Annotated in this window: 15 protein-coding genes and 1 rRNA gene; 4 read left to right on the top strand and 12 right to left on the bottom strand. The window is 63.2% G+C overall.

From position 1 onward, the window contains the following. Nucleotides 1-231: 231 nt before the first annotated feature. From AC26AR_RS02870 to AC26AR_RS02825, 10 genes are all read right to left on the bottom strand, one after another. Nucleotides 232-1,772, bottom strand: a 16S ribosomal RNA gene (locus AC26AR_RS02870). 495 nt (nt 1,773-2,267) lie between these two features. Beyond that, on the bottom strand, nt 2,268-4,163 hold the full coding sequence (locus AC26AR_RS02865; protein WP_488107522.1) for a M48 family metallopeptidase: 1,896 nt from the start codon (nt 4,161-4,163) through the stop codon (nt 2,268-2,270). A gap of 70 nt (nt 4,164-4,233) precedes the next feature. Continuing rightward, nucleotides 4,234-4,827, bottom strand: coding sequence for a LemA family protein (locus AC26AR_RS02860; protein ID WP_077379321.1), 594 nt, complete (start codon nt 4,825-4,827; stop codon nt 4,234-4,236). Nucleotides 4,828-5,016: 189 nt separating this feature from the next. Then, nucleotides 5,017-6,651, bottom strand: coding sequence for a bifunctional 2-methylcitrate dehydratase/aconitate hydratase (locus AC26AR_RS02855; protein WP_488107521.1), 1,635 nt, complete (start codon nt 6,649-6,651; stop codon nt 5,017-5,019). Between the two features lie 204 nt (nt 6,652-6,855). Beyond that, nucleotides 6,856-8,124 carry a 2-methylaconitate cis-trans isomerase PrpF gene (prpF, locus tag AC26AR_RS02850; RefSeq protein ID WP_341541805.1) on the bottom strand — a complete coding sequence of 423 codons (1,269 nt, stop codon included), beginning with the start codon at nt 8,122-8,124 and terminating at the stop codon, nt 6,856-6,858. Continuing rightward, on the bottom strand, nt 8,121-10,823 hold the full coding sequence (gene acnD / locus AC26AR_RS02845) for a Fe/S-dependent 2-methylisocitrate dehydratase AcnD (RefSeq protein ID WP_488107875.1): 2,703 nt from the start codon (nt 10,821-10,823) through the stop codon (nt 8,121-8,123). The genes prpF and acnD overlap by 4 nt, the downstream gene beginning before the upstream one ends. Nucleotides 10,824-10,890: 67 nt before the next feature. Continuing rightward, nucleotides 10,891-12,048, bottom strand: a complete 1,158-nt coding sequence (gene prpC / locus AC26AR_RS02840) for a bifunctional 2-methylcitrate synthase/citrate synthase (protein WP_488107520.1) — start codon at nt 12,046-12,048, stop codon at nt 10,891-10,893. Between the two features lie 182 nt (nt 12,049-12,230). After that, nucleotides 12,231-13,142 carry a methylisocitrate lyase gene (gene prpB / locus AC26AR_RS02835; protein ID WP_077379313.1) on the bottom strand — a complete coding sequence of 304 codons (912 nt, stop codon included), beginning with the start codon at nt 13,140-13,142 and terminating at the stop codon, nt 12,231-12,233. A gap of 73 nt (nt 13,143-13,215) precedes the next feature. Continuing rightward, entirely contained in the window at nt 13,216-13,995 is a 780-nt protein-coding gene (locus AC26AR_RS02830; RefSeq protein ID WP_077379311.1) for a GntR family transcriptional regulator, read from the bottom strand. A gap of 370 nt (nt 13,996-14,365) precedes the next feature. After that, on the bottom strand, nt 14,366-15,238 hold the full coding sequence (locus tag AC26AR_RS02825) for an alpha/beta fold hydrolase (RefSeq protein ID WP_191236597.1): 873 nt from the start codon (nt 15,236-15,238) through the stop codon (nt 14,366-14,368). A 242-nt stretch (nt 15,239-15,480) separates the two neighbouring features. On the opposite strand from AC26AR_RS02825, the gene pabB reads away from it, so the two are divergent. Further along, nucleotides 15,481-16,932, top strand: coding sequence for an aminodeoxychorismate synthase component I (gene pabB / locus AC26AR_RS02820; protein ID WP_488107519.1), 1,452 nt, complete (start codon nt 15,481-15,483; stop codon nt 16,930-16,932). Between the two features lie 215 nt (nt 16,933-17,147). Continuing rightward, nucleotides 17,148-17,774 carry a phosphoadenosine phosphosulfate reductase domain-containing protein gene (locus AC26AR_RS02815; protein ID WP_077379306.1) on the top strand — a complete coding sequence of 209 codons (627 nt, stop codon included), beginning with the start codon at nt 17,148-17,150 and terminating at the stop codon, nt 17,772-17,774. Nucleotides 17,775-17,871: 97 nt separating this feature from the next. Here AC26AR_RS02815 and cysB read toward each other — a convergent pair whose 3' ends face one another. After that, complete coding sequence (cysB, locus tag AC26AR_RS02810) at nt 17,872-18,843, bottom strand: HTH-type transcriptional regulator CysB (RefSeq protein WP_077379304.1); 972 nt, start codon at nt 18,841-18,843, stop codon at nt 17,872-17,874. A 176-nt stretch (nt 18,844-19,019) separates the two neighbouring features. Here cysB and AC26AR_RS02805 point away from each other — a divergent pair, with 176 nt between their 5' ends. Then, nucleotides 19,020-19,796: a sulfite exporter TauE/SafE family protein gene (locus AC26AR_RS02805; protein WP_077379302.1), complete on the top strand. Its 777-nt coding sequence runs from the start codon at nt 19,020-19,022 to the stop codon at nt 19,794-19,796. 251 nt (nt 19,797-20,047) lie between these two features. Further along, nucleotides 20,048-20,371, top strand: coding sequence for a thioredoxin (gene trxA, locus AC26AR_RS02800; protein WP_043333971.1), 324 nt, complete (start codon nt 20,048-20,050; stop codon nt 20,369-20,371). 159 nt (nt 20,372-20,530) lie between these two features. Here the strand turns inward: trxA and AC26AR_RS02795 are convergent, their stop codons facing one another. Then, on the bottom strand, nt 20,531-21,763 hold the full coding sequence (locus AC26AR_RS02795; protein ID WP_254696415.1) for an AI-2E family transporter: 1,233 nt from the start codon (nt 21,761-21,763) through the stop codon (nt 20,531-20,533). Between the last annotated feature and the right edge of the window lie 223 nt (nt 21,764-21,986).

The raw sequence follows: 21,986 nt of genomic DNA, 5'->3' as shown, positions 1-21,986 counted from the left end.
AAGGGGTCTGTCAAGGATTACGAATCTGTCGGACCTCTCCGACATATCGTTTGATGGAGATGTGCTTGGCGCACATTCCATCGTCAGCATGATTCACATTGTTAAAGAGCGGCTGTTCAGAGAACAGTGAGAAGCGCGCTCTGTCGAGCACGCTTGCCACTGCCGGCTAAGCCAGCAATAAGATCAGGTAATTCGTTGTGAGCACTTGCCGCGAGCAGTAGACAGTGTCGATAAGGAGGTGATCCAGCCCCAGGTTCCCCTAGGGCTACCTTGTTACGACTTCACCCCAGTCATGAACCACACCGTGGTGATCGCCCTCCCGAAGGTTAGGCTAACCACTTCTGGTGCAGTCCACTCCCATGGTGTGACGGGCGGTGTGTACAAGGCCCGGGAACGTATTCACCGTGGCATTCTGATCCACGATTACTAGCGATTCCGACTTCATGGAGTCGAGTTGCAGACTCCAATCCGGACTGAGGCAAGCTTTATGGGATTGGCTCCACGTCGCCGTATTGCAACCCTTTGTACTTGCCATTGTAGCACGTGTGTAGCCCTACCCGTAAGGGCCATGATGACTTGACGTCGTCCCCACCTTCCTCCGGTTTGTCACCGGCAGTCTCCTTAGAGTTCCCGACATTACTCGCTGGCAAATAAGGATAGGGGTTGCGCTCGTTACGGGACTTAACCCAACATTTCACAACACGAGCTGACGACAGCCATGCAGCACCTGTCTCAGAGTTCCCGAAGGCACCAATCCATCTCTGGAAAGTCCTCTGGATGTCAAGGGTAGGTAAGGTTCTTCGCGTTGCATCGAATTAAACCACATGCTCCACCGCTTGTGCGGGCCCCCGTCAATTCATTTGAGTTTTAACCTTGCGGCCGTACTCCCCAGGCGGTCAACTTATTGCGTTAGCTGCGCCACTAAGTCCTCAAGGGACCCAACGGCTAGTTGACATCGTTTACGGCGTGGACTACCAGGGTATCTAATCCTGTTTGCTACCCACGCTTTCGCACCTCAGTGTCAGTGTCAGTCCAGAAGGCCGCCTTCGCCACTGGTATTCCTCCCGATCTCTACGCATTTCACCGCTACACCGGGAATTCTACCTTCCTCTCCTGCACTCTAGCCAAGCAGTTCCAGATGCCGTTCCCAGGTTGAGCCCGGGGCTTTCACACCTGGCTGACTTAGCCACCTACGCGCGCTTTACGCCCAGTAATTCCGATTAACGCTTGCACCCTCCGTATTACCGCGGCTGCTGGCACGGAGTTAGCCGGTGCTTCTTCTGCGAGTGATGTCTTTCCTCGGGAGTATTAATCCCGAAGCGTTCTTCCTCGCTGAAAGTGCTTTACAACCCGAAGGCCTTCTTCACACACGCGGCATGGCTGGATCAGGCTTTCGCCCATTGTCCAATATTCCCCACTGCTGCCTCCCGTAGGAGTCTGGGCCGTGTCTCAGTCCCAGTGTGGCTGATCATCCTCTCAGACCAGCTACGGATCGTCGCCTTGGTGAGCCGTTACCTCACCAACAAGCTAATCCGACATGGGCTCATCCGATAGCGCAAGGTCCGAAGATCCCCTGCTTTCTCCCGTAGGACGTATGCGGTATTAGCCTGAGTTTCCCCAGGTTGTCCCCCACTATCGGGCAGATTCCCATGCATTACTCACCCGTCCGCCGCTCGACGCCTTCTAGCAAGCTAGAATCGTTTCCGCTCGACTTGCATGTGTTAAGCCTGCCGCCAGCGTTCAATCTGAGCCATGATCAAACTCTTCAGTTGAAAGCTTGATAGTCTGTTAAGCAGACCAAACTTGGTTCAGAGTCAAACTTCTCGTGAGAGGCTTGCTCCGATATTTGGTGACCTTGTCACCACTCATCGGCAAGCGCTCACACGAATTACCTGATCAAATTTTTAAAGAGCGTCGCTGTTAAGCGAGGAGGCATATTCTATCCGGAACGCTTGAGAAGTCAAGCACTTGATGATGAGTCAATCGACTGCCTCTAAGCATCATCCAGCGGTGAGGAGCATTGCTCGATCACCTGTTCCGTAAGGAGTGCGGCGTATTCTAGCGAATCGCCCGGGATTGTCAATCGATGATTTGGAAGCGGACTTCAAAAACATCAAACAAAACAATCACCTGCAAACCTCTTTCACCGCTGGTAACGCCATGCGTCCCCGGCAGCGGATGCGTACTTTACGCACGATCCGGGCTGAGCACAAGGGCTTTTTCAAGAGATTGTCATCACGCTGTCACGGACGTGGCCACTCAAGGCGTCATCCTTCCGCCGGCCGGGATACCGGCTGCGCCCGCCATCCGCCACGAGACTGCGACTGCATCTCGAGAGCGGCTTCCAGGCGTGCTTCCGGCAGCTGCATGACGCGCGCCAAGAGTGTCAGCAAGGCCAACTCTTCATCGGCCAGTGTCTGATCGGCATGCACTACCTGAGCAAGCGCCGCGAACCAGCGTTGCTTGTCCATGGGGCGCAGGTGCGCCAGCTGCGTGAGATGACGGCAGCGCAGCGCAGGGTTATCCCCACCCGGCTGCGACTGCGGATACTCCAGCGCCAGACCAAGTTCCGCACTGGCGTCCAGGAAGATGTCCTTGCGCAGTGCTTCATCGTCGATGAGTCCAACCATCAGCACGAGCCAGTGCTGACAGGCCGGCTGGCATTGCTGCAGGGCCAGCGAGTCGCTCTTGCGATCAATCCGCGGGTCCAGTGATTCCAGCAGCAGCTGCCATAGACACCAGACGAACATGTCCTGCGGAGGTGTCTGCGCCTTGAGCATGCGATGCGCGCGCTCATCCGCTTCCCGCCAGCGCGGTATCAACCGGTTGAGCAAGGGGATCCACTCGACCCGCGGCAAGGACTCGAGCCTGCGCCGTGCCTCACGCGCCCGCTTGCCGTCCAGCCAGTCATGCTGACGCTCAAGCTCGGTGAGCCAGACACCACGCGTGGTCAGCTCCAAGGGGGCGATCATCGCCACCACCAGCTGCGGACAGAGAAACCTCGACAGCGTCAGGCTCTCGAGTTCTCCTCGTGAGCGCGAGAGCTCCCCCATGACCGCCGCGCCGGCGATACCCGCCATGACCCCGCCAAGCACGTCTGCCCCGATGGGGCCCTGCTGCTCGAAGGTATGCACCGGCTGCTGGCGCGCACTCAGATACTGCCGGTCCCAGCGAGGTTCCAAGCGCTTGATGCGTTCATCCAGCGGAGGATGCGAGTCGAACCAGCCTGTCAGCCATGGCGGGCGCGCTTCGACGAAGAAGAGATGGTTGTAGGTCATGGCGCGCGGATGCTGGATACGCCCCTGCCAACCCATGCCACCGATACGCTTGAGGGCCGAGGCGATGCCATCCGGGAAGCGGGTCAGGCGCACCGCACTGGCATCGGCGAGATATTCGCGTGAGCGAGCGACCCCGCGCTGCAATAGTCGCCCTCCCAGCCCGCCGAGACTGCCGAGCAACCACAGCGCCACACCCACCAGCATCAGCTGTGGCATGCCGCCTTTCCTGTCGGAACCGGAGGAGCGCGCCCTGCCCAACACGAAGCCGATGCGTCCTGCCCCCATCAGGAAGCGCCCCGCCTCGGAGAGAAACACCAGGCCGTGGACTGCACTCGCCAGACGCAGGTTGAGACGAATATCGCCATTGGCGATATGGGCGAACTCGTGAGCGACCACGCCCTGCAGCTCGTTGCGATCCAGCTGCTCCAACGCCCCGCGACTCAGCGCGATCACCGCATCCTGTGGCCGATAGCCCGCCGCGAAAGCATTGATCATCGCCTCATGCGGCAGCAGGAACAGCTGCGGCGTGGGCAGGTTGGCGGCGATCGCCATCTCTTCCACCACATTCAGTGCCCGCCGCTCGCTCGAGTCCTGCGTCTCGACATCCACCAGCTTGCCACCTAGGCGTGCCGCCACCATCGCACCGCCCTGCTGCAGACGCCGCAGCTCACGCGCCGCGACCAGTGCATTGCACAGGAAGATGATGCTCGCCACCGGCCAGACATATTCAAACGTCGTGGTAGCCGGGCGCCCCAGGAAACTGCTGATCGCGACATGCACCACGGCGCCGGCGGCAAGAGACACCACCAGCGACATGGCCGTGAAGGCCAGCAGCAATAGCCGCGTTCGACGACGCGCGCTGTCCTGCTCGTGATAGAAATTCATTCGCGCTCGCCATCTATCCAGTCAGGATCACAGCTCAAGACCGCTGCGAGAGGAGCATCCGTCGGTCGGCTCATGAGAAGCTGACATCGGGGGCCTGACGAATCTTCACGCTGTCATCGAAGGCCAGCAGGCCTGCATCACTGCGATGACCGAAGGTCGGTGCGAACATCACCTGCGGGAAGCTCTGGCGATAGACGTTGTAGTCGGTGACGGCATCGTTGTAGGCCTGACGCGCGAAGGCGACGCGGTTCTCGGTGGCGGTCAGCTCTTCCATCAGGTCGCTCATGGTCTGGTCGGCCTTGAGCTCCGGATAGGCCTCGACTACCACATCCAGCTTGCCCAGACTCGCCGCCAGTCCCTGCTCGGCGCCGGCCAGACTGGCCAGCTTGTCCATGCTGCCGGGGTGCGCCGCTGCGGCATTCAAGGCGGCCATTGCCTTGTTGCGGGCATTGATCACTTCTTCCAGGGTGCCACGCTCATGGCTCAGATAGCCCTTGGCCGTCTCGACCAGATTGGGAATCAGGTCGTAGCGCCGCTTGAGCTGTACCTCTATCTGCGCGAAGGCATTCTCGAAGCGCGCCTTCAGACTGACCAGCTTGTTGTAGATCGAGATCACGTAGATGACGATCAGCGCGATTCCGCCCAGCAGCAGAAATGTTTTCATGAATGCGTCCCCTTGTAATGAAGCCTCTGCAATGAAGACTCGGCAGGCGTTGCCCCGCTCTTCGGCGAGTCTTTGCAAGCGCCCCAGTCGATCGTCCTGTGCAATCCGCTTCCAGTTTACCCATACCGGATGACGGCACCAGTCAATTGGATGACTGATTGCCAACGGGACATCATGCGGCTGGCAGTCTCACGGCACCCAATGCGCCATGAACTCGTGCACGGGCAGTGCGTCGAGTCGTTCGCGATCGGCCAGCAACGCCATCAGGGTGTCGCAACGCGAGGGCGGGAAGCAGGTGGCCAGATTGGCCCGACACTTGTCCTTGAGCGGAACGAGCGACGCTTCACGCCGCCGGCGATGTCCCAGCGGGTATTCCACCGTCACCTGCTCGGTGGCACTGCCATCGCAAAAGACCACCCGCAGGGCATTGGCGATCGAGCGCTTGTCGGCTTCCAGATACTCGCGGGTGAAGCGCGCCTCTTCCTTGACGACCATCCTGTCACGCAGCCGGTCGATCTCCGGGTGAGCGGCATGGAAGCCATCTTCATAGTGATCCGCGTTCAACTCCCCGAAGATCAGCGGCACCGCGACCATGTATTGCAGGCAGTGATCGCGGTCCGCCGCATTGGCGAGCGCGCCCTGCTTGGAGATGATGCGGATCGCCGATTCGTGGGTGGTGATCTCGATGCGCTCGATCTCCTCGAGCCGGCCGCGCACCTCGGGATGGAGCTGGATGGCGGCCTCTGCGGCGGTCTGGGCATGGAATTCGGCCGGAAAGGAGACCTTGAAGAGCACGTTCTCCATCACATGGCTGCCCAGAGGATGCGCCAGCGTCAGACGTCGCTCGCCTTCAGGCTTGAGGGCGAGATCGCGGTTGCCATGACTGAAGGAGACATCATTGAAGCCCCACTGCGGCGCGCTGAGGGCGCCGGGGACGCCCATCTCGCCACGCAGGGCGATGTCCGCCAGCCGCACGCCGCGTGAGGTGGCGTCTCCCGCCGCCCAGCTCTTGCGCGAGCCCGCGTTGGGCGCATGCCGATAGGTGCGCAGGCTCTGGCCATCGACGAAGGCGTGCGACAGCGCCGACAGCAACTGCTCGCGATTCGCCCCCATCAAGCGCGCCGTCACCGCGGTGGTCGCCACCTTGACCAGCATGACATGGTCGAGACCGACGCGGTTGAAGCTGTTGTCCAGCGCCAGCACACCCTGGATCTCGTGCGCCATCACCATGCTCTCCAGCACATCGCGCATCACCAGGGGCGGCTTGCCCAGCGCAACACGCTGGCGCGAGAGATGGTCCGCCACCGCCAGAATGCCGCCAAGATTGTCCGAGGGATGCCCCCACTCCGCCGCCAGCCAGGTGTCGTTGTAATCCAGCCAGCGGATGGTGCAGCCGATATCCCATGCCGCCTTGACGGGATCGAGACTGAAGGCAGTGCCAGGCACCCGCGCACCATGCGGCACCACGGTCTCGGCCACCAGCGGCCCGAGATGCTTGGTGCATTCCGGGAAGCGCAGCGCCAGGATGCCGCAACCGAGGGTATCCATCAGACACAGACGAGCGGTGTCCATCGCCTCTGCCGAGGGACCTGATCGTTCGTGCTTGCCGGCCCGCTCATCCACATCCGCATCCACATTCGAATCCGCATTAGCGACAAGGAGATCGTCGCAATACCCCAGCACATAGTCGGCAATCTGCTGCAGCTCCGGGTCATAGTCCGGGCGCTGGTTGGCGCTGGCCTGATTGGTACTGGCCTGATTGGTACTGACCTGAGTGGCGCTGAGGCAGCTTTCGCTCTTCTGATCAGAGGATGGCGTGCTCATACATGACCTCCTGTCGTGGATCGTCTTTGCCCGCATGCGACTCCCGTCACACCTGTACTTCCCCCCACTACCTGCACACATACCACAGAGACGCGAAAGCCGGCCCTCTGCACATGCATGCCAGGCCGGCTTTCATCGAGATGCCGCAGGAGGGATATCAAGAGGGATATATTGACAGTAGACCATCGCCTGCCAATGCCGGCGCTAGCGCATCAAGGTCTCCGCCGGCACCCGCACCCAGCCTTCCATCAGGATACGCGCGCTGCGACTCATCACGGCTTCACTGACGGTCCACTCGCCCTCGCCTTGCTGGCCATCACTGACCTGGCCTGCCTCTGTCTGCCGATGGGCACTCGCGCCGACCCTGAGCGTGCCGGAGGGGTGTCCGAAGCACACCGAGTCACGCGCCGCGCCAGCCTGCCCGGCCCCAGACTCAGCCTCGGCTCCGCCACCGGCGGCAAGATTGACCAGCGTGCCGGGTACCGCAGCCGCCGCGGCAATGGCGACAGCCGCGGTGCCCATCATGGCGTGGTGCAGCTTGCCCATCGACACGGCGCGAATCAGCACATCGATCTCGCCTGCCTTGATCTCGCGACCGCTGGAGACGACGTGATCCACCGGCGGCGCCACGAAGGCGACCTTGGGGGTGTGTTGCCGCGTGGCCGCCTCAGCGAGATCATTGATCAGTCCCATGCGCAGTGCGCCGTGGGCGCGCAATGTCTCGAGGCGCGCAAGCGCCTCGCCGTCCGAGTTGATCGCCTCCTGCAGCTCGGTGCCCTGATAGCCGAGGTCGCGGGCATTGACGAAGATGGTCGGGATGCCGGCGTTGATCAGGGTCGCCTGGATCTGCCCGCCAGCGGCCACCGATTCCGGCACCTCCAGCGCATCGACCACATTGCCGGTGGGGAACATGCTGCCCTCACCCGCGGCGGGATCGCGGAAGGCGACCGCCACTTCGGCGGCCGGGAAGGTCACGCCATCCAGGGCGAAGTCGCCGGTTTCCTGGACGCGCCCCTCGCACATCGGCACGCGCGCGATGATGGTCTTGGCGATGTTGGCCTGCCAGATGCGCACCTCGGCGATGCCGTCACGCGGCAGGCGCTCGGCCGGCACCAAGCCCTTCTCGATGGCGAAGGGCCCGACCGCCGCCGAGAGGTTGCCGCAGTTGCCGCTCCAGTCGACGAAGGGCGAGTCGATGGAGACCTGGCCGAACAGGTAGTCGACGTCATGATCTGGCTGTTCGCTGCGACTGATGATCACCGTCTTGCTGGTGCTGGAGGTCGCGCCCCCCATGCCGTCGATCTGCTTGGCGTAGGGGTCGGGGCTGCCGATCACGCGCAGCAACAGGGCGTCACGCATCGGGCCCGGCACCTGCGCCGCTTCCGGCAGTTCATCGCGCAGGAAGAACACGCCCTTGCTGGTGCCGCCACGCAGATAGGTGGCGGGAATCCTGAGCTGTGCCTGCTGGCTCATGCCGATACCTCCGCCGCCGTCTCGCCTGGTGCCTGTGAGCTGAGGAAGTCTTCAGCGAAGCGTTGCAGCACACCGCCAGCGGAGTAGATGGAGACCTCTTCACGGGTATCGAGGCGACAGGTGACCGGTACATGTTCGACCTGCCCTGCCTTGTCACCCGCAGTTCGCTCGATCACCAGCGTGAGCTGGGCACCTGGTGCTGGCTCGCCTTCGACGGCGTAGATCTCGCTGCCATCCAGCGCCAGTGTCTTGCGCGTGGTACCGGCGGCGAACTGCAGCGGCATCACGCCCATCCCCACCAGGTTGGTACGGTGGATGCGCTCGAAGCCTTCCGCGACGATGGCTTCGACCCCCGCCAGCCGCACGCCCTTGGCCGCCCAGTCACGTGACGAGCCCTGGCCGTAATCCGCGCCGGCGACGATGATCAGCGGTTGCTTGCGCTGCATGTAGGTCTCGATGGCCTCCCACATGCGCACCACCTTGCCTTCCGGCTCCAGACGCGTGAGCGAGCCCTGCTTGACCTCGCGCTTGCCGCCTGCCCCTTCCACCACCGCCATCTCATTGATCAGCTTGGGATTGGCGAAGGTGGCCCGCTGTGCAGTGAGGTGGTCCCCACGGTGGGTGGCGTAGGAATTGAAGTCCTCCTCCGGCAGGCCCATCGCGGCCAGATACTCGCCCGCCGCACTGCTGGCCATGATGGCATTGGAGGGCGACAGGTGATCGGTGGTGATGTTGTCCCCCAGCACCGCCAGTGCCCGCATGCCGGTGAGCGTCGGCGCGCTGGCCAGGCCGCCTTCCCAGTACGGCGGACGACGGATGTAGGTGCTCATCTCGCGCCAGTCATACAGGGGACTGGTGGAGGCATCGCGGTCGTCTCTGGCCTCGAACATCGGGATATAGACCTGACGGAAGTGGTCCGGCTTGACGCTGGAGCCGACGATGGCGTCGATCTCCTCGTCGCTCGGCCACAGGTCCTTGAGTATGATCGGCGAGCCGTCCGGCGCATGCCCCAGCACGTCCTTCTCGATATCGAAGCGGATGGTGCCGGCGATGGCGTAGGCGACCACCAGCGGCGGCGAGGCCAGGAAGGCCTGCTTGGCGTAGGGGTGGATACGGCCATCGAAGTTGCGATTGCCGGACAGCACCGCGGTGGAATAGAGATCGCGCTCGATGATTTCCTGCTGGATCGCCGGGTCCAGGGCACCGCTCATGCCGTTGCAGGTGGTGCAGGCGAAGCCGACGATGCCGAAGCCGAGCTGCTCGAGTTCCGGCAGCAGTTCCGCTTCTTCCAGATACAGCTGCACCGCCTTGGAGCCCGGCGCCAGCGAGGTCTTGACCCACGGCTTGCGCGTCAGTCCCAGCGCATTGGCGCGCCGAGCCAGCAGGCCTGCGGCGATGACGTTGCGCGGATTCGAAGTGTTGGTGCAGCTGGTGATGGCGGCGATGATCACCGCGCCATCCGGCATCAGGTCACGCCCGTCCTCGTCCTGCTCATGCTCGACCACGCCGGAGATGCCGCGCGCGGCCAGCTCGCTGGTCGGCACGCGACTGTGCGGATTGGAGGGCCCCGCCAGGGTGCGCACCACCGAGGACAGATCGAAGGTCAGCTCGCGCTCATATTCCACCGCGCCCTCGATATGGCCGGTCTCATCTGCCCACAGGCCAGTCTCGCGTGCGTAACGCTCGACCAGCGCGATGTTCTCCGGCTCGCGGCCGGTCAGGGTCAGGTAATCCAGCGTCTGCTGGTCGATGTAGAACATCGCCGCCGTGGCGCCGTACTCCGGCGTCATGTTGGAGATGGTGGCGCGATCACCCAGCGTCAGGCTGGCCGCGCCTTCGCCGAAGAATTCCAGATAGGAGGAGACGACCTTCTCGGCGCGCAGGAATTCGGTCAACGCCAGCACGATATCGGTGGCGGTGATGCCCGGCTGCGGGCACCCGGTGAGGCGCACGCCGATAATGTCGGGCAGGCGCATGTAGGAGGCACGCCCCAGCATCACGCTCTCGGCCTCCAGCCCACCGACGCCGACGGCGATCACGCCCAGCGCATCGACATGTGGCGTGTGGCTGTCGGTGCCCACCAGGGTATCCGGGAAGGCGACCTGATGGCCCTTTTCATCGGCGCGCGACTCGATCACCGGCGACATCCGCTCCAGATTGATCTGGTGCATGATGCCGTTGCCCGGCGGGATCACGTCGATGTTCTCGAAGGCCTGACGGGTCCAGTCGATGAAGTGGAAGCGGTCCTCGTTGCGACGCTCCTCGATGGCGCGGTTCTTGGCGAAGGCGTCCTTGTCGAAGCCGGCGTGCTCCACCGCCAGCGAGTGGTCGACGATCAACTGGGTCGGCACCACCGGATTGACCTTGGCCGGGTCTCCGCCGCGCTCGGCGATGGCATCACGCAGGCCGGCCAGATCCACCAGCGCGGTCTGACCGAGGATGTCATGACACACGACGCGCGCGGGGTACCACGGGAAATCGAGATCACGCCGACGCTCGATCAATTGCACGAGGCTGTCACGCAGCTGATCCGGCGGGCAGCGGCGCACCAGGTTCTCGGCCAGTACGCGTGAGGTATAGGGCAGACCGGCGTAGGCGCCGGGGGCGATGTCTTCCACGGCGGCACGCGCATCGAAGTAGTCGACCGGGGTACCCGGTGACGCCGTGCCAGGCAGGGGTTTGCGATACTCGGTATTCATGGGCATCCGGACTCATCAGGCGATCAGGAAAACGATCGGCCAGCACGCTGACTGGCCGAGGAAAGGGTCAGTCGCGCTGCTCGATGGGCAGCCAATCGCAGTGCTCCGGGCCAGTGTAATCGGCGCTCGGGCGGATGATGCGATTGTTGGCGCGTTGCTCGAAGACATGTGCCGCCCAGCCGGTCAGGCGTGAACAGACGAAGATCGGCGTGAACAGCTTGGTGGGAATGCCCATGAAGTGATAGGCGCTGGCGTGGAAGAAGTCGGCGTTGCAGAACAGCTTCTTCTCGCGCCACATCACGGCTTCGACGCGCTCGGAGACGGCGTAGAGCTGCGTATCGCCCACATCGTCCGCCAGCTTGCGAGACCACTCCTTGATGATGGCATTGCGCGGGTCACGCTCACGGTAGATGGCGTGGCCGAAGCCCATGATCTTCTCGCGGCGTTCCAGCATGCCGAGAATCTCGCGCTCGGCCTCCTCCGGTGAGCGCCAGTGCTCGATCATCGCCATCGCCGCCTCGTTGGCACCGCCATGCAGCGGTCCGCGCAGCGAGCCGATGGCTGCCGTCACGCAGGAGTGCAGGTCGGAGAGCGTCGAGGCGCAGACACGCGCGGTGAAGGTCGAGGCATTGAATTCGTGCTCGGCATAGAGGATCAGCGAGGTATTCATCACCGCAGCATGCAACTCGCTGGGGGCTTCGCCATGCAATAGGTGCAGGAAGTGCGCGCCGATGGAGTCGTCATCGGTCTCGGTGTCGATGCGCACGCCATCATGGCTGAAGCGATACCAGTAATTGATGATCGACGGGAACACGGCCAGCATGCGGTCGGCCTGATCGGACTGCTCCTCGAAGCTCTCTTCGGTCTCCAGATTGCCGAGCATCGAACACCCGGTACGCATCACGTCCATCGGGTGAGCGCTGGCCGGAATCTGCTCAAGCACCGCCTTCAAGGCGTCCGGCAGACCCCGCAACCCCTTGAGGCGCGCAATGTAGGCATCCAGCTCCGCCTGATTGGGCAACTTGCCCTTGAGAAGCAGATAGGCAACTTCCTCGAAGGCTGCGTGACTGGCGAGGTCTTCCAGGTCGTAACCGCGATAGCGCAGACCGGAACCGGACTTGCCGACGGTGCACAGCGCCGTCTCACCGGCACTCTGGCCGCGTAGACCACTGGGGGCGCTGGTGCTCGAAGTAGCGGTGCTCGGGTTGGCGATGGTATCTGACATGGCGTGATCTCCTTGGCAGTGACGTCATTGAGTTGTTCTTTTTCTTGTAGGGCATAAAGCGTCAAGCCCCTCGCCGGCCAGGCGTCTGCCAGCGAGGGAGAAACGGTCGGGCCGAAAGTGCCGGCCCGTGAAGCCGATGACCTCCAGAGGCAAGACATGGCGTCCGTCTCGAGCGTCTGGCATCAATCCTTGCGGCTTTCGGCCTCGAACAGGGTGTCCAGCTTCTGCTCGAAGGTGTGATAATCGAGGAAGTCGTAGAGCTCCATGCGGGTCTGCATGTCGTCGACGACATCCTTCTGATCACCCTTGTCGTGGATGTTCTGGTAGACCTTGAGGGCGGCGGCGTTCATGGCGCGGAAGGCAGACAGCGGATAGAGCACCATCCGGCAGCCGACATCGCCCAGCTCGCGCTGGTTGAACAGCGGCGTGGCGCCGAATTCGGTGATGTTGGCCAGGATCGGCGCGTCGACGCCCTCACAGAAGGCACGGTAGTCCTCGAGGGTATGCACCGCCTCGGCGAAGATGGCGTCGGCACCGGCTTCGACACAGGCGTTGGCACGTGCGACGGCGGCTTCGAGCCCTTCCTTCTGGAAGGCATCGGTGCGCGCGATCAGATAGAAGCTGTCATCACGACGCGCATCGGCAGCGGCCTTGATGCGATCGACCATCTCCTGGCTGGAGACGATGGCCTTGTTGGGACGGTGTCCACAACGCTTCTGGGCGACCTGGTCCTCCAGGTGCACGGCAGCCACGCCGGCACGCTCCATCTCCTGAATGGTGCGCGCGATGTTGAAGGCGCCACCCCAGCCGGTATCGATGTCCACCAGCAGCGGAAGCTCGCTGGCGGCGGTGATGCGACGCGCATCTTCCAGCACGTCATTCATGCTAGTCATGCCCAGATCCGGCAGACCGTAGGAGGCATTGGCCACGCCACCACCGGACAGGTAGATCGCCTGATGCCCGACGCGCTCGGCCATGATGGCGGTGTAGGCATTGATGGTGCCGACGATGGGCAGCGGACGATTGGCCTCCAGCGCCGCGCGGAAGCGGGCACCGGGGCTTGGCAGGGCGGTGGAACTCAGATGGCGTGACATGACATCTCCCGGGCTGGGCCCATGACGGGGTTGGAATTGTTCGGTCGGTTCAAGTCGTGAGCGGTGCGTCAGCTCACTCTTCGCCCTGCTCCTGCTTGAGCGTGGCGGCATAGCGGCGGGCGACGTTCTCCCGCGAGGCGCTGACATGGCGGCGCATCAGCAACTCCGCCAGTTCCTCATCGCCGGACTCGATGGCATCGACGATGCGATGATGCTCGACGAAGGCCTTCTGCGGGCGTGATCCACTGGCGCTGAACTGGGTGCGGTACATGCGCACAAGGTAATAGAGGTCATCACAGAGAATCGTCATCAGCATGTGGTTGTGGCTGCCGAGCACGATCTGATAGTGGAAATCGAGGTCGCCTTCCTTCTGGAAGTAGGCGGTACCGGTCTTGAGGTCCGACTGCTGTTCGTGGGTCTTGAGCACGCTGCGCAGCCGCGCGACCTCTTCCGGTGTCATGTGGCGTGCGGCCAGACGGGCGGCCATGCTTTCCAGTGCCTCACGCACATCGAACAGCTCCAGCAGCTCGGTCATCGAGAGCTTGACCACCCGCGCCCCGACGTGGGGCACGCGCTCGATCAGACGATGGACCTCGAGGCGGCGCATGGCCTCGCGCAGCGGTCCGCGCGAGATCCCGTAGGCCTGCGCCAGGCCGGGCTCGGTGATCTTGCTGCCCGGTGCCAGCTCGCCACGCACGATGGCGTCCTGCAATTGGTGGAAGACACGCTCGGCCAGGGTACGCACCTCGGGGGTCGCTGCCGTCGCGGAAGCGGTGTGACCTGCCTGCTCGGCAGTCGCGCCGCGCGCAAGGCTTCGAGCGGTGGTGGCATTGTGAAAGGCATCGGTGGTCATGGCGGTCAGGCAATCCGGCTGGCAAGGGACAGAGGCAAGGCAATGGCGGCGAGGGACTTTCAGCACCATTGTCGACAATCATTCACTGAATGCCAGACTAGCCAGCGCGCCTGTGTGGGTCAAGATGCAATCCGCCAAATCCTCTACACCTTTGGCGTTAGACACGGCTACCCTGCTGGAAAAACTGCTGTCAGAACAAGGTTGAACTGCCCTGAACCTCGCCATGCAAGCCAACCCGCCAGCACCGTCGGGCGGCACGGCAAGGCACGATGAACGGCACGAAAAACGCCCCGCCAGCGCAAGCTGACGGGGCGTTCGACTCTCGGGGACTCGCCCTTTCATCGGCAGGCTTGTCGACAATCCTTCAGATTTAGCCGAAGCTGAGCTCCGCGCCGATACGGCGGGGTTTCTGGAAGGGCAGCGAATGATCGGTGCCGGGGATTTCCAGCGATTGCCAGCCTGGATGACGTTCGGCCAGCAGCGCATGATAGTCACGCAGGGTCGTGGGGCTCTTGCCACCGACCATGCTGCGTACCTCGCCGCCTGCCGCCAGCACGTCAGCCAGCAGGGCCTCGCGGTCAATCTCGCGCACGGCATGCGTGACACAGTCCAGGGCATTGGCGAAGCCCAGATGACGATGCGCCAGGCGCGCCACCATCATGCGCTCGGCACGCGGGTTGCGCGTGCGATGCGGGGAAATGAGGTCGAGGAACGCGGTGATCCCCGCCTCGGGGCTTGCCGCCTCGCGCATCGCATGCGCCGCCTCGGCGTAGCCATCGCGCACCTGGATCATGGTGGCGTGGCATTCGCGCTCCAGCAGCGCCGGTTCCAGCAGGCTGATGTCGCCGACCTTCACCTCCGGGCGCTCGGCGCGCAGACGTTGGACGAGACGCATGGCGACCAGCCCGCCAAAGCTGTAGCCGATCAGGTCGAAATGCGTGATGCGCTGCGTCTCGATCAAGGCCATCACATCCTCGACCACCTGCTCGAGGGTGAAGGGAGGTTCACCACCATCGGGTGACACCGTCTGCCCCATGCCGCGCAGGTCAGGAATGATCAGCTCGTCATGGGCCGTGAGATGCCCGACCAGCGGCGCCCAGGTCAGCGTGCCGGCCACACCCGCGCCGTGCAGCATCAGCAAGCGACGCCCACCATTTGATTCACGACGCGTCAGACGCTGCCAGAAGATGTTCTGGTCAGGACGTGACAGCAGATGTTGGCCATGTTCGAACTCGGGATGCATGCAGGGCTCCGGTAGGGTGCCAGGGGCTGGGCAAGCGACTGGGCAAGAGGACTGGGCGAACGTCAGCACACGCGTCGGGGCAGTCGTCGATGACGGCGCAGGGCGTTCAGAGGCAGGCACCTTAATCAGCGCACGGGAGAACGGCAAGCCAACAAGGACAGCCCATCATCGGAATCCGCACGCATGGGCGGACAAAACGCGTCTGGATGCCTAGAATGCCCTGTCCGCCAACGGAAGCTGTCATGACCATCTCGCTCGAAATCACTGCCCTGCCCTACGCCCTCGCCGCCGAGGACGAGGCCTCCACACTGTCGCGCTTCGCACGCCTGCGTACGCGCCCCGACGCCGTGCTGCTCGACAGCGGCCAGCCTTCACTGGCCGGCGGTCGCTTCGACATCATCAGCAGCGACCCGCTGGCCGTGCTGGAGCAAGGCGCGCATGGCGGCAAGCTCACCGGCCCGCTGCCGGAGTCGATGCGTGACCTGAGCCAGTTCAGTGAAGCACTGGAGCGCCTCGCGCGGCTGCCGGTGATCGAGGCCCAGCGCCAGCTGTTGACCCTGCTGCCGCAGACGCTGGCGGGCGAAGAGCTCGCCCAGCATGACCTGAGCGCCGAGGACCTGCCGTTCATCGCCGGCCTGCTGGGCTACTGGAGCTATGACTTCGGGCGCGCACTCGAGACGTTGCCCGCCACGGCCGAGGACGACATCGCCCTGCCCTGGTCGCGGCTCGGTCTCTACGACTGGGCATTGATCAGTGATCATCAGCGTCAGCAGAGCTGGTTGATCGCCTCGCCTCAACGGCGCAGGCAGGTGCTTGAGTGGCTGGAGCAACCGGCGCCGAGCCGCGCCGACTTCGCCCTCGACACCCCCTTCGCGCCGCTGCTGGATCGCGCGGGCTACGGCGAACGCTTCCGTCAGGTGATGGAGTATCTGCACGCTGGTGACTGCTACCAGATCAACCTGACCCAGCGCTTTTCCGCCGACTGCAGTGGTGACAGCTGGGATGCCTACCTGCGCCTGCGTCAGGCCACGCCGACGCCCTATGCGGGTTATCTGAGCTGGCAGGACGCCAAGGGCGAGGAGATGGCGATCGTCTCCGTCTCGCCGGAGCGCTTCGTCGAGGTCAATCACCGCGCGGTCGAGACCAAGCCGATCAAGGGCACCCGCGCACGTGGCGCGACACCGGAAGAGGACGCCCGACTGGCCGCCGAGCTGCTGGCCAGTCCCAAGGACCGCGCCGAGAACGTGATGATCGTCGACCTGCTGCGCAATGATCTGGGGCGTGTCTCCGCGCCCGGCAGCGTCAAGGTGCCATCGCTGTGCGCGTTGGAGAGCTACGCCAACGTGCACCATTCCGTCAGCACCATCACCAGCACGTTGGAGGAAGGGCGCGATGCGCTGGATCTGCTCGGCGCCGCCTTCCCCGGTGGCTCCATCACCGGCGCGCCCAAGATTCGCGCCATGCAGATCATCGAGGAGCTGGAGCCGGTTCGCCGCAGCGCCTATTGCGGCAGCCTTGGCTACCTGGACATCCGCGGGCACATGGATACCTCCATCGCAATCCGCACGGCGGTGATCGCCGAGGGCCAGGTGCACCTGTGGGGCGGCGGCGGCCTGGTCGCCGATTCCGAGGAAGAGGCCGAATACCGCGAAAGCCTGGCCAAGATCCAGCGCCTGATGGAAGCGCTCGGCTGACAGGCGGCGTTATAAGCCGTCATGAGCGCCATAACTCGATGGCATATAACGATCGAACGAATTCGTATTGGGGAAGCAGTGCCCGCCTTTGATAGGGTAGGCGCATTCCTGCACGTCTCCTTGAGCGCTACCCGCCTCTGCTGATGGCCTTTCCTGGCCATTGATCAGCCCTGCGCCCCGCTCCATCGGACGTGCCCTCGTTCTGGAGACTCCTCATGTCCGATACCTTCGATCTCGCCCGCATCAATGCCGAATTCGGCAACGACCCCGAAGCCCTGACTCGCTGGGCCCTGTCGCTGGACAAGCACGCCATCTGCACCACCAACTTCCGCCCCTTCGAGGCGGTGATCCTGCACATGGTGACGCGCTTCCGTCCTGACATCCCCATCGTGTGGATGGACAACGGCTACAACACCGATGCCACCTATCGTTTCGCCGATGAGGTGACGCGCAAGCTGAATCTGAATCGCATCATCTATCTGCCGCAGCGTACCCGCGCGCACCGTGAAGCCGTCGATGGCCTCACGCCGCATATCGATGACCCGCGCCACGAGGCCTTCACCCGTGAAGTGAAGCTCGAGCCCTTCGAGCGTGCCCTGCGTGAGCTGAACCCCGAGATGTGGTTCACCGCCGTGCGCGCCAGTGACACCGCCTTCCGTGCCGGCATGCAGCCGGTCTCGCTGAACGGCGATGGCCTGATTAAGGTCGCACCGGTGCTCCACTGGTCCTCCAAGCAGATGCACGAGTATCTGGTCGCCCACGACCTGCCCAACGAGTTCGACTACGTCGACCCGACCAAGGCGGAAGACAACCGTGAGTGTGGCCTGCACCTGGCGCACTGATACTGTCGGCCACACGCAAAACGCCCGCCTCTCAGGAGGCGGGCGTTTTCATTTGCGCAATGACAGATCAGGTGAGCGGCACTCAGCCCACCGGCACTCAGCGCACCGGCAGCTCGATATCGTGGAAGATCTCGTGCTCATGACGCGGACCGGCGGCCAGTGCCGCCTCGACACGATCGCGTGTCAGATGCGGCGCGAAGCGTTCGACGAATTCGAACATGTAGCTGCGCATGAAGGTGCCGCGACGAATGCCGATCTTGGTCGTCGAGCTGTCGAAGAGATGCGTCGCATCCAGCGCCACCAGGTCCTCGTCCGCCACCTCGTCCACCGCCATGTGCGCGACGATGCCGATGCCCATGCCCAGGCGCACATAGGTCTTGATGACATCGGCATCCGAGGCGGTCAGCACGACATTGGGCGCCAGGCCATGTGACTTGAAGGCATCATCCAGCTGACTGCGCCCGGTGAAGCCATAGGTGTAGGTGACCAGCGCATAGCTGGCCAGTGTCTCGAGGGTCAGCTCCTCGCCATTGGCCAGCGGATGATCCTTCGGCACCAGCACGCAGCGATTCCAGCGGTAGCACGGCAGCAGGATGAGGTCGTTGAACAGCTCCAGCGACTCGGTGCAGATGGCGAAATCGGCCTGCCCCTCACTGACCATGTTGGCGATCTGCTTCGGGGTGCCCTGCTGCATGTGCAACGCGACATCCGGGTACTTGCGCGTGAAATCGGCGATCACCGGCGGCAGGGCATAGCGTGCCTGGGTGTGGGTGGTGGCGATCGCCAGACTGCCACGGCGATCATCGCTGTGTTCCTGCGCGACATGCTTGATGTTCTCCACCGTGCGCAGCACCTGGCTTGCCAGCTCGACGATCGACTCACCCGCCGGCGTCACGCGCGTCAGATGCTTGCCACTGCGCGCGAAGATCTCGACGCCCAGCTCATCCTCCAGCAGACGAATCTGCTTGGAGATCCCCGGCTGTGAGGTATAGAGGCTCTGAGCGGTCGCTGACACGTTCAGATTGTGTCGGGTCACTTCCCAGATGTAACGCAACTGCTGGAGTTTCATGCGACTTCACTCTCCTGAGAAGCCCCGTCGACGCGGGAGAGCGCGACAGTGGCCCGGACATGGCCGTTCACCCTGCTAAGATGATCGGGCGATAAAATCATGAACAATGATTCCTTTCGGGAATATACAGTCAAGAGTAGATTGACGGCAGTAACCTGACAAGGGGTAGACAAGGGATGGATGTCACACAGCTGCTGCTATACGTACTGGCAGGCGCCGGAGTGGGCTTTGCGGTCGGTGTCACCGGCGTGGGCGGTGGCTCACTGATGACACCGCTGCTATTGATGTTCGGCTTTCCGCCGCATGTCGCGGTCGGTACCGATCTGCTTTACGCCGCCATCACCAAGGCCGGCGGTGCCTTCGCGCACCATCGCCAGGGGCATGTGGACTGGACCATCACCCGTCGCCTGGCCCTGGGCTCCATCCCCGCCGCGCTGGTGACCATCGGCGTGCTGCATGCCTTCTTCACGGACCCCACCGCCTACGCAGGCCTGATCAAGGGCATGCTGGGCGTGATGTTGATCCTCACCGCCGGCGTGCTGCTGTTCAAGAAACGCCTGTTGGGCCTGATCAGTCCGGAAAGCTTCATCGTGCGGCATGCGGCACCGCTGACCGTGCTGTCCGGCATCGTGCTGGGCGTTTGCGTCACCCTGTCCTCCGTCGGCGCCGGTGCCTTCGGGGCGGCCGTGCTGATCATGCTGTTCCCGCTTCTGAGTACCGCACGCATCGTCGGCACCGATATCGCCCACGCCGTGCCACTGACACTGGTCGCAGGCCTGGGGCATCTATGGCTGGGCAATGTCGATTTCCTGCTGCTCGGCGCATTGCTGGTCGGCTCCCTGCCTGCCATCAGCCTTGGCGCACGCCTGACGCGCCACATGCCCGGCAGCCTGTTGCAGGGGCTGCTCACCACCCTGCTGCTGGGGCTTGGCATCCGCTACGCCTTCTTCTGACCCCGCCCTTCCTTTGCTGCTGCACGCGTAATCCAGACCAATGTCGCAGCAGGCAATCGTGATTGCCTGCTGCGTGGCTATTCCCTCCAACCAATAAAACAGCTATAAAAATACCAACGATCATAACCCCGTGCTATTGAGTCGATGGACAATGCCCATTTGTCAGTGATGGAAAGTGGCGCTACCATCGGACGCAGCCTGCATGTCCGGCAATGCCGCAGACAGCGAAACGAATCCCCTGGAGAAACAAGATGTCCAATCACGTCGATGTCACCGGCGCCAACTTCGAACAGGAAGTTCTCAACGCTGAAGCCCCGGTACTGCTGAAGTTCTGGGCGCCCTGGTGTGGCCCGTGCAAGATGATGGCGCCGGTCGTCGAGGAAGTCGCCAACGAGAAGGGCGAAGGCCTGAAGATCGTCAACGTCAATGTCGATGACGCACCGGAAATCGCCGCCGAGCAAGGCGTGCGTGGCGTGCCGACCGTGATCCTGTTCAAGTCCGGCGCCAAGGTCGCCTCGCTGGTCGGTGCCCAGTCCAAGGGACAACTGAGCCAGTTCATCGAGCAGAACCTCTAAACCGGTCCGCTCGAAGGTGGCTGCCCCGGCAGTCACCAGGCACGAGATGAACACCAGAAGGCCCCGTCACGCTCAACGTGACGGGGCCTTCTGCATTCCCTTCTGCATTCAGAGGGGCGCGGGCTCATCGAGCCCGCGAAGACACGCCTTGCCGACGCGCTATTCCTCCGCCATGCGTCGGCGACGTCGAATGCGTCTGGCGGAGGGTCCCAGCAGGCGTGCCGCCCAGCGCGTGCCCGGGTGCGAGTCGAAGGCGATCTTGAGCGTCATGGTGATCGGCACCGACAACAGCATCCCCACCGGGCCGAACACCCAGCCCCACACCACCAGTGACAGGAAGGCGGCCAGTGTCGACAGCCCCAGCGTCCGCCCCATCACGCGCGGCTCGATCATGTTGCCGAGAATGAAATTGATCGCCAGGTAGCAGCCGCCCAGCATCAACGCCTTGACCGCCCCACCCTCCGGCATCACCAGCGTCAGCAATACTGCCGGCACCGCGGCCAGCGCCGACCCGATGTTGGGAATGTAGTTGAGGCAGAAGGCCAGCGTGGCCCACAGGAAGGCGAACTCCACATCCAGTGCCAGACAGCTGATGCCGACCAGCGCACCGGTCACCAGACTGATCAACGTCTTGACCGCCAGATAACGTCGCAGCGTCAACGAGAACAGCGTAAAGCGGCGCAGGCTGACATGCGGGCTGCGCAGGGTGGTGATCAGCTTGTCACGCAGCGACAGGGCTTCGTACAACAGGAAGGTGGCCGTCAGCACGATGATGACACTGGAAGACAGCAGACCGCCCAGCCCGGTGAGCAGGTTGGGCACCCATTGCGTCAGCGATGCCGGATCCACCAGCTCACTGAAGCGCGCCGGCGCGATGGAGACGCCGTGGCCTGCCAGCCATTCCAGCATGCTCTGATACTGCTCCCGCAGACTTTCCTCCAGCTTGGGCATCTCATCGCTGAACAGGGTGAAGCGTGAGACCAGCAAGGCCGCCAGCGAGGAAAACAGGATGCAGACCGTCAGGATGACGATGGGCACCCCGAAACGCTGGCCGATGCCGTGTCGGGCCAGCCAGCGCACCGGCGCATCGCAGACCGCCGCGACAAACACCGCCATCAGCAGGGGGACCACCAGGTCTGCCGCCATCTTGAGGCCACCGATGATCACCACCAGCGCGGCCATGCCGACCAGCAGCGGATGGATCTCCAGCGCCTTGCGGACCTTGGGGACATGGCGAGAACGCCCGGAAAGCTCCAGCGCTTCCTGCTGACGCTCGTCTCGCGGCACCTGCATGCGTGCCACGGCCTCCTCGGCGGAAGTGCCTTCGCTGACACCGCTAGGCTCACCCACCATCATGTCATGCGCGTCGTCGCCGCCCTCACTGCTCGGCACTTCGGGCCTCGATGAGGCCTGCTCAGAGCGGGAGGACCGCCCTGACTCCTGCGCGGCCTCTTCAGGGGTATCGTTAGCCTGCATCCTGCGCCACCTATCCTGTCAGTTACTGCAAATTGAGTCCCGCATGTCATCTCCCGCGCACTGGGCGGGACAGGCTGTCACTGCGACTATCTTGGGCGTCTGACCGTCACAAGCCAAGCGCGGGACACAAAGAGAAGAG

The sequence above is a fragment of the Cobetia sp. PS-4MA genome, from assembly GCF_057670765.1.
Note: the sequence above shows the minus strand (reverse complement) of the source record. Positions and strands in the feature narration are given on the sequence as shown.